The organism is Lysobacter xanthus (assembly GCF_047159895.1).
In genome coordinates, this window is the sequence record NZ_BAAGAB020000009.1 from 53,290 (window position 1) to 61,277 (window position 7,988).

General features: G+C 70.6%; 5 protein-coding genes. 4 read left to right on the plus strand and 1 reads right to left on the minus strand.

What is annotated here, in order from left to right; translation table 11 throughout:
- Window positions 1-229: 229 nt before the first annotated feature.
- The 3 genes from glnA to ACY35P_RS04745 all read left to right on the plus strand — a co-directional run bounded on the left by glnA (window position 230) and on the right by ACY35P_RS04745 (window position 3,442).
- Window positions 230-1,639 (plus strand): type I glutamate--ammonia ligase, encoded by a 1,410-nt coding sequence (gene glnA, locus ACY35P_RS04735; RefSeq protein ID WP_462114684.1) that lies wholly within the window; start codon window positions 230-232, stop codon window positions 1,637-1,639.
- A 93-nt stretch (window positions 1,640-1,732) separates the two neighbouring features.
- Window positions 1,733-3,055 carry an ammonium transporter gene (locus ACY35P_RS04740; protein WP_462114685.1) on the plus strand — a complete coding sequence of 441 codons (1,323 nt, stop codon included), beginning with the start codon at window positions 1,733-1,735 and terminating at the stop codon, window positions 3,053-3,055.
- An 84-nt stretch (window positions 3,056-3,139) separates the two neighbouring features.
- Window positions 3,140-3,442 (plus strand): hypothetical protein, encoded by a 303-nt coding sequence (locus tag ACY35P_RS04745; protein ID WP_462114686.1) that lies wholly within the window; start codon window positions 3,140-3,142, stop codon window positions 3,440-3,442.
- A 294-nt stretch (window positions 3,443-3,736) separates the two neighbouring features.
- Here ACY35P_RS04745 and ACY35P_RS04750 read toward each other — a convergent pair whose 3' ends face one another.
- Window positions 3,737-6,667 carry a bifunctional diguanylate cyclase/phosphodiesterase gene (locus ACY35P_RS04750; protein ID WP_462114687.1) on the minus strand — a complete coding sequence of 977 codons (2,931 nt, stop codon included), beginning with the start codon at window positions 6,665-6,667 and terminating at the stop codon, window positions 3,737-3,739.
- 233 nt (window positions 6,668-6,900) lie between these two features.
- Between ACY35P_RS04750 and ACY35P_RS04755 the strand changes: the two genes are divergently transcribed.
- The coding region (locus ACY35P_RS04755) for a HAMP domain-containing protein (RefSeq protein WP_462114688.1) at window positions 6,901-7,988 on the plus strand (1,088 nt) is incomplete at its 3' end.

Consider the following 7,988-nt stretch of genomic DNA (forward strand, 5'->3'; position numbering starts at 1 on the left):
GCGGCGAGGGTACGGGCCGGGGTCGGCGCCGTCACGCCCCCGCGCCTGCACCTCGGTGGTGCGAAAGGCCCGGGTTCTGCACCTCCATGACGCGAGTTCAAGCGGCGCCCAGCTTCGCGGCCGTTATCAATCAATGCCTTGGCGGCGCCGTGCCGTTGGCATCGTCCTTGCTGTGAAGGCTGCGTCAGCGCAATTCCGCGCCGTGCCCTTGCCCGCCCTTGGAGCCGCCATGTCCCTCGAGAACGTCGAAAAGCTGATCCGCGACCACGCCGTCGAATTCGTCGACCTGCGTTTCACCGACATGCGCGGCGTGACGCACCACGTGACGTTCCCGGCGTCGATCGTCGAGGCCTCCCTGTTCGAGGACGGCAAGATGTTCGACGGCTCGTCGATCTCCGGCTGGCGCGGCATCCAGCAGTCCGACATGGTGCTGCTGCCCGACCCGGCCACCGCCTTCCTCGATCCGTTCACCGCGGACCCGACGCTGGTGCTGATCTGCGACATCCTCGACCCGACCACGATGCAGGGCTACACGCGCGACCCGCGCGGCATCGCCAAGCGCGCCGAGGCCTTCCTGAAGTCGTCGGGCGTCGCCGACACCGCCTTCTTCGGCCCGGAGCCCGAGTTCTTCATCTTCGACTCGGTGCGCTTCGCAAACGAGATGGGCCACACCTTCTTCCACGTCGATTCCGAGGAAGCGTCGTGGAACTCCGGCCGCGAGTACCAGGGCGGCAACACCGGCTACCGGCCGATGGTGAAGGGCGGCTACTTCCCGGTCGCGCCGCTCGACACGCTGCACGACATCCGCGCCGAGATGTGCAAGACGCTCGCGGCCGTCGGCCAGGAAGTCGAGGTGCACCACCACGAGGTCGCGAACGCGGGCCAGTGCGAGATCGGCGTCAAGTTCAACACGCTCGTGCGCAAGGCCGACGAGCTCACGACGATGAAGTACGTGGTCAAGAACGTCGCGCACCGCAACGGCAAGACCGCGACGTTCATGCCCAAGCCGATCGTCGGCGACAACGGCAGCGGCATGCACGTGCACCAGTCGCTCGCGAAGGGCGGCCAGAACCTCTTCAGCGGCGACGGCTACGGCGGCCTGTCGCAGATGGCGCTGTGGTACATCGGCGGCATCTTCAAGCACGCGCGCGCGATCAACGCCTTCGCGAACTCGACGACGAACTCGTACAAGCGCCTGGTGCCGGGCTACGAGGCGCCGGTGATGCTCGCGTACTCGGCGAGCAACCGCTCCGCCTCGTGCCGCATCCCGTACGTGGCCAACCCGAAGGCGCGCCGCGTCGAGATCCGCTTCCCCGATCCGATGAACTCCGGCTACCTCACCTTCGCGGCGCTGATGATGGCCGGCCTCGACGGCATCAAGAACCAGATCGACCCGGGCGCACCGAGCGACAAGGACCTGTACGACCTCCCGCCGGAAGAAGAGAAGAACATCCCGACGGTCTGCCACTCGCTCGACCAGGCGCTCGAGGCGCTCGACAAGGATCGCGACTTCCTCAAGGCGGGCGGCGTGTTCACCGACGACTTCATCGATGCCTACATCGCGCTGAAGATGAAGGAGGTCACGCAGTTCCGCGCGGCGACCCACCCGCTCGAATACCAGATGTACTACACGATCTGACCGAACGGCGGCCCGGGGCTCACACCCCGGGCCGCTTCGCTTCGGGCGCATTGCGCGCGGGTTCGCCGCGCGCCATCGACCTGCCGAGGTGCCATGCCGCCCGCGTTCGCTTCGCCCGCCGCACGCCGCATCGCCGCGACCCTCGCCCTGCTGGCGACGTCGCCGGCTGCGCTCGCCAACCCGGTTCGCGTCGATCGTGGCGACACCGCCTGGATGCTGGTCGCGACGCTGCTGGTGGTGCTGATGATCGCGCCCGGCCTCGCGCTGTTCTACGGCGGGCTCGTGCGCGGAAAGAACGTGCTGTCGGTGCTGGTGCAGGTGGTGCTCGTCGCGGCGCTCGCGCTGGTGCTGTGGATCGCCTACGGCTACTCGCTCGCCTTCGACGGCGGCGGCGCCTGGATCGGCGGACTCGGCAAGGCGATGCTCCGCGGCGTCGGCCCTGCGTCAACGGTCGCGACGTTCACGCCGGGCACCGCGATTCCCGAATTCGTCTACGTCGCCTTCCAGGGCGCGTTCGCGGCGATCGCGTGCGCGCTCGTCGTCGGCGCGGTGGCCGAGCGCGCGCGCCTCGCCGCGGTGCTCGCCTTCTGCGCGCTGTGGTTCACCTTCGCCTACGTGCCGCTCGCGCACATGGTCTGGGCGTCGAACGGCTGGCTGTTCGCGCACGGTGCGCTCGACTTCGCCGGCGGCACCGTCGTGCACGTCAACGCGGGCGTGGCCGGGCTCGTGGCCGCCTGGCGCCTCGGGCCGCGCCTGGGCTTCGGGCGCGAACGCATGGCGCCGCATTCGCTGCCGCTCACGCTCGCCGGCGCGACGCTGCTCTTCGTCGGCTGGTTCGGCTTCAATGCGGGCTCCGCGCTCGAGGCCAATGGCGTCGCCGCGCTCGCTTTCGTCAACACGCTGGTGGCGGGCGCGGCCGGCATGCTCGCCTGGTGCGCGATCGAATCGCGCCGCCGCGGCTATGCCTCGATGCTCGGCGCGGCCTCCGGGCTGGTCGGCGGGCTCGTCGCGGTGACGCCCGCCTGCGGCACGGTCGGCGTCGGCGGTGCACTCGCGATCGGCGCGGCCGGCGGGCTCGCCGGGTTCTGGGGCGTCGGCGCACTCAAGCGGCGCCTGCGCGCGGACGACACGCTGGACGTGTTCGGCATCCACGGCGTCTGCGGCATCGCGGGTGCGCTGCTCACCGCGGTGTTCAGCGCACCGGCGCTCGGCGGCACGTCGCCCGCGGGCTATTCGATGCTGCGGCAGATGGGCGTGCAGCTCATAGGGATCGGCGTGACCATCGTGCTGTCCGGTGCGGTCGCATGGATCGCGCTCGAAGCGGTGCGGCGGGCGGTGCCACTGCGCGAGGAAACCGACGCCGAACGCACGGGTCTCGACACACACCGGCACGGCGAATCGGCGTACGCCCCCTGAGCCCGCTTACCCGCGTCAACGCACGGCCGCTTGTCGCGCCGAGCGCGCGCGCACCCGCATCGGGACGACGACCGGAGCGCGCGAATGCCCGAATCCTTCAAGGACGAACGCGAATTCGACGGCGACTCGCCGCCCGGATCGGCGTCGGCGTGGCTGCACGACGCGCGCAACTCGGTGAATACGCTCGGGGTGACCGTTGCGCTGGGCCGCCGGATGCTGGAGCGTGGGGATCGGGACGCCGCCGTCGACATGCTCGCGCGCAGCGAGCACGCCTGGCGCGAATGCCGCGACCTGCTCGGCAACGCGCCGCTCGAACTCGGCGCCGCCCCGCTGCCGTTCACCGCAGCAGCCGCGACAGGGCGGCCGCCACCGCCGGTCCATCGATAGGCGCGATGCAGATCCCCGCATCGCGGTCGCGATCGGACCTCGCCGGCGTGTCCTGGTCCGGCGCGAGCCCGAACCGCACGCGCTGCGCGACGAGCGCATCGGCCAACGGGAACAGCGGTTCACCGTCGAGGTGGCGTCGCGCGGCGCCGCGTTCTCGTGCACCGCGTGCTCGATTGGCTGCGGGGCATTGTCGATGCGCGATCGAATTAACTAGGCGTGCGCCGAAGCCGGGAAAAGTGTCACGAGGTACATCGCGGCAGGTTCCGTACTCGACGGCCCGCAGCGGTCGCGGGCTCAGGCCGGCGCGGCCGCCAACTCGACGAGCCGGAATGCGCCATCGTGCGCACGCTTGGCGGCGTACATCGCGCCGTCGGCCTCGCGCACGAGGCGCTCGCCGTCGAACCCGCCCTGCTGCACGGCGACGCCGATGCTCGCGGCCATCGCGAGCCGCAGCGGCCCGACCTCGAACGGCAGCGCCATGGACTCGCCGATGGACGCGGCGATGCGCTCGGCGACCTGCGCGACGTCGTCCACGCCGCGCAGCAGCACCACGAATTCGTCGCCGGCGAGACGCGCGATGAGGTCGCCCTCGCGCACGCAGCGCCGCAGCCGTGCGGCGAATTCGCGCAGCACCGCGTCGCCGACCTCGTGGCCGTGGGTATCGTTGACCCGCTTGAAGCCGTCGAGATCGAGGAACATGACGGCGGACGGGGCGGACTCGTCGGCATCGCGCGGCTGCGGCTCGATCGCGCGCGCCCAAGCGGCGCGATTGGGCAGGCCGGTGAGTTCGTCGTGCAGCGCGCGCTGCTCCATCACCTGCGCGAGGTGCTTGTGCGCGGTGACGTCGTGCGAGGCGACGAAGAAGCCGCGCGCGCCCCCCGAGCCGTCAGGCACGTCGGGAATGTAGGTGACGTGCGCATGGCGCTCGCTGCCGTCGGCGTCGATGCGCACGCGATCGAACGCCACCTGCTCCCCGGCCAGCACGCGCTCGAGGAATGGCGCCGCCAGCAGTCGATCCTGCTCGCCGAGCACCGCCTCCATCGGCAGCCCGGCGATGTCCTCGCCGGCGCGGCCGAACCACTCGCAGTAGGCGCCGTTGGCGAAGCGGAAGCGGAGGTCGGGACCGAGGTAGGCGATCATCGCCGGCACGTTGTCGGTGATCGTGCGCAGGCGCGCCTCGCTCTCGCGCAGCTGGCGCTCCGCCGCCGCGCGCTCGGAGATGTCGTGCAGGAAGGCGGTGAGCAGGCGGCGGCGCCCGAGGCGCACGAGGTTCACCGTCAGTTCCACCTGGAATTCGCGGCCCGTGCGATGGCGTGCGGTGCGTTCCAGCCGCTGGTCGAGCAGCGCGTTCGCACCGGTCGAGAACACGCGGGCGATGCCGGCGTCGTGCGCCGCGCGATACGCGGGCGGGATGATGAGCTCGCTGAGCGGACGCGCGAGTGCTTCGCTGCGACGCCAGCCGAAGATCGCCTCGGCCGACCGGTTCCACTCCACCACGCGCCCGTCCTCGTCGCAGGCGACGAAGGCATCGTGCGAATGCTCGAGGATGGTGCGGATGCGCATCTCGCTCTCGCGCAGCGCGACTTCGGCATCGCGGCGCTGCTCCACCTCGACGGCGAGCGTGCGGTTGGTGCCTTCGAGTTCGCGCGTGCGGTCGAGCACGCGCTGCTCGAGCTCGTCGCGGCCGCGCAGGATCGCGTGCTCGGCCTCGACCGTCTCGGAAATGTCCTCGACGACCGAGATGAAGTGCAGCGGCGTGCGGTCGGCCGCGCGGCGCAGCGAGACCGTGAGCTTCGCCCACAGCAGGCGGCCGTCGCGATGCACGTAGCGCTTGCGCAGCTCGTAGCGATCGATGCGGTCGTCCAACAGCTGCTGTACCAGCGCGAGGTCGGCCTCGAGGTCGTCCGGATGGGTGATGTCTTGGAAGCCGTGCGTGAGCAGCTGGCCGGCGTCGCGGCCGAGGAAGTCGCAGAGCGTCTGGTTGACCCGCAGCCACTGGCCGTCGAGGCCCACGTGCGCAATGCCGACGGGTGCCTGCTCGAACGTGGCGCGGAACAGCGCCTCGCGCTCCGCGGCCTCGGCCTCGGCCTGCACGCGCGCGGTGACGTCCTGCGCGAAGGCCAGCAGCGACGACAGGTGCCCGGCCTCGTCGAAGACGGCCGACATGAACCACTCGCAATGCAGCGTGCGGCCGTCCGCCGCGTAGTTGCGATTGCGCACCACCTGGCTCGGGGCCTCGCCGGTCACCAGCATCAGCATCGCGGTGGCGACGGTGTCGGCATCGTCCTCGTGGATGAAGCGCCACTGGTCCGGGCGGTCGCCGATGACCTCTTCCTCGCTCCAGCCGAACAGCGCCTCCGCGCGCGTCGACCAGCGCCGCACGCGCAGGCGCGCGTCGAATTCGATGACCGCGAGCGGCGTGTGGTTCACGTGCACGCCGAGCCGCTGCTCGGCCTCGTCGAGCCGCTGGTGGCGCCGCTTCATCTCCGCCTCGAAGATGATCAGCGCCTGCTGCTGCTCTGTGACGTCGCGGGCGATGCAATAAAGGAATCCGTCCTCGCCGAGGCGCGAATGCCATTCGAGCCAGCGGTAGCCGCCGGTGCGCACCTTGTAGCGGTTGCGGAACCGCGGCGTGGACTGGCCGGCGGCGGCGCGCGCGGCTTCCTCGACGGTGCGTTGCACGTCGTCGGGGTGCACGAGCTCGAGAAACGGCTGCTCGCGCATCTGCGCGCTGTTCCAGCCCAGCGCGGTTTCCCAGGCCGGGTTGACGCGCACGATCCGGCCGGTGGTGTCGGCGATGGCGAGCGGGTCGGGGCAGAGGTCGAAGAAGGCGTCGCGCTCGACCCGGGCGCGGCGCTGGTCGGTGACGTCCTCCAGCCGCATCGCCAGGTAGGCCGGCGCGCCGTCGGTGCCGGCGACCGCCACCGCATCGAGGCGGAGCCAGGACCGGCTGCCGTCGAGACGCGGCACGCGCAGGTCGGCACCGAACCGGCTGCAGCGCCCGTCGAGCACCTCCTCGAGGCGCCGCATGAGGGCAACCGCGTCCTCGGGCTCGCAGGTGGTGACGATCGAGCGGCCCAGCAGCCTCTGGCGCGGGCGGCCCAGCAGGTCGCAGGCCGCCTCGTTGACCTCGAGCCACGTCCCATCGAGTGCGAGCAGCGCCAGCCCACCGCCCGCCTGGCGGAAGGCGTCCTCGAGCGACCAGCGGGGTTCGGTGACGGGCATGGCGGGTCCGGCGGGCGTAAACCTGAACGAATTAATGCAAGCGGCGTGCCCCACCGGCGTTGACGACCGTCGACCGCGTCACATCCCGGTATTGACGACGTGGGCAGAACGGTCATCGTGTCTGGGCGGCCAGCGTGGCGCCCATGGCGCCAATCATGTGAACGTGGCGTCGACACGGCGGCGCCTATCCTCGCGCGGACGTGCCCATGGGGATGGGCGATTCGAGAGTTCCCGTGACCGAAGCCACCGTGCGGCGCACCCGTTCCGCCGCCGCGAAAAACACGTCGACGGCGTCCGCGTCCGACGAGCCGCTGCATGCCCTGCTCGCCGCGATGACCGCGGTCGCCGAGGGCGACTTCAATGCACGCCTGCCCGGACACTGGGGCGGCGTCGAAGGCCGCCTCGCCGACGCGTTCAATGCGATCGTCTCGCAGAACCGGCAGCTCGCCGAGGAACTGGCGCGCGTGCACCACTCGGTCGGTCGCGAAGGCCAGACCCGGCAGCGCGTGGCGCCCGCCGCGCGCCGCGGCCAGTGGGCGCAGATGGAGCGTTCGGTCAACGAACTGGTCGACGACCTGGTGCGCCCGGTCGACACGATCACCGAGGCCATCGCCGGCGTGTCGAAGGGCGACCTCACCCGCTTCGTGCCGCTCGATGCCGACGGCCGCCCGCTGCAGGGCGAATTCCTGCGCTCGGCGACGATCGTCAATCGCATGATCGAGCAGATGGGCGAGTTCTCGTCCGAGGTCACGCGCGTGGCACTCGAGGTCGGCACCGCGGGCCTGCTCGGCGGCCAGGCGAAGGTCAAGGGCGTCTCCGGCGTCTGGAAGGACCTCACCGACTCCGTCAACCAGATGGCGTCGAACCTCACCGCGCAGGTGCGAAACATCGCGGAGGTGACCATCGCGGTCGCCAACGGCGATCTGTCGCGAAAGATCACGGTCGACGTGCGCGGCGAGATCCTGCAGCTGAAGGAAGCCATCAACACGATGGTGGACCAGCTGCGCGGCTTCGCCTCGGAAGTGACGCGCGTGGCGCGCGAGGTCGGCACCGAAGGCAAGCTCGGCGGCCAGGCGATCGTGCCGGGCGTGGCGGGTACGTGGAAGGACCTTACCGACTCCGTCAACGCGATGGCCTCGAACCTGACGAGTCAGGTGCGAAACATCGCCGAGGTCACCACCGCGGTGGCGAAGGGCGACCTGTCGCGAAAGATCACGGTCGACGTGCGCGGCGAGATTCGCGAGCTGAAGGACACCATCAATACGATGGTCGACCAGCTCAACGGCTTCGCCGCGGAAGTCACGCGCGTGGCGCGTGAGGT

What these genes read in the sequence shown, in the direction of transcription:
- glnA (WP_462114684.1), top strand. Translation starts at nt 230, where the DNA reads ATGTCCCTCGAGAACGTCGAAAAGCTGATCCGCGACCACGCCGTCGAA.
- ACY35P_RS04740 (WP_462114685.1), top strand. Translation starts at nt 1,733, where the DNA reads ATGCCGCCCGCGTTCGCTTCGCCCGCCGCACGCCGCATCGCCGCGACC.
- ACY35P_RS04745 (WP_462114686.1), top strand. Translation starts at nt 3,140, where the DNA reads ATGCCCGAATCCTTCAAGGACGAACGCGAATTCGACGGCGACTCGCCG.
- ACY35P_RS04750 (WP_462114687.1), bottom strand. Translation starts at nt 6,667, where the DNA reads ATGCCCGTCACCGAACCCCGCTGGTCGCTCGAGGACGCCTTCCGCCAG.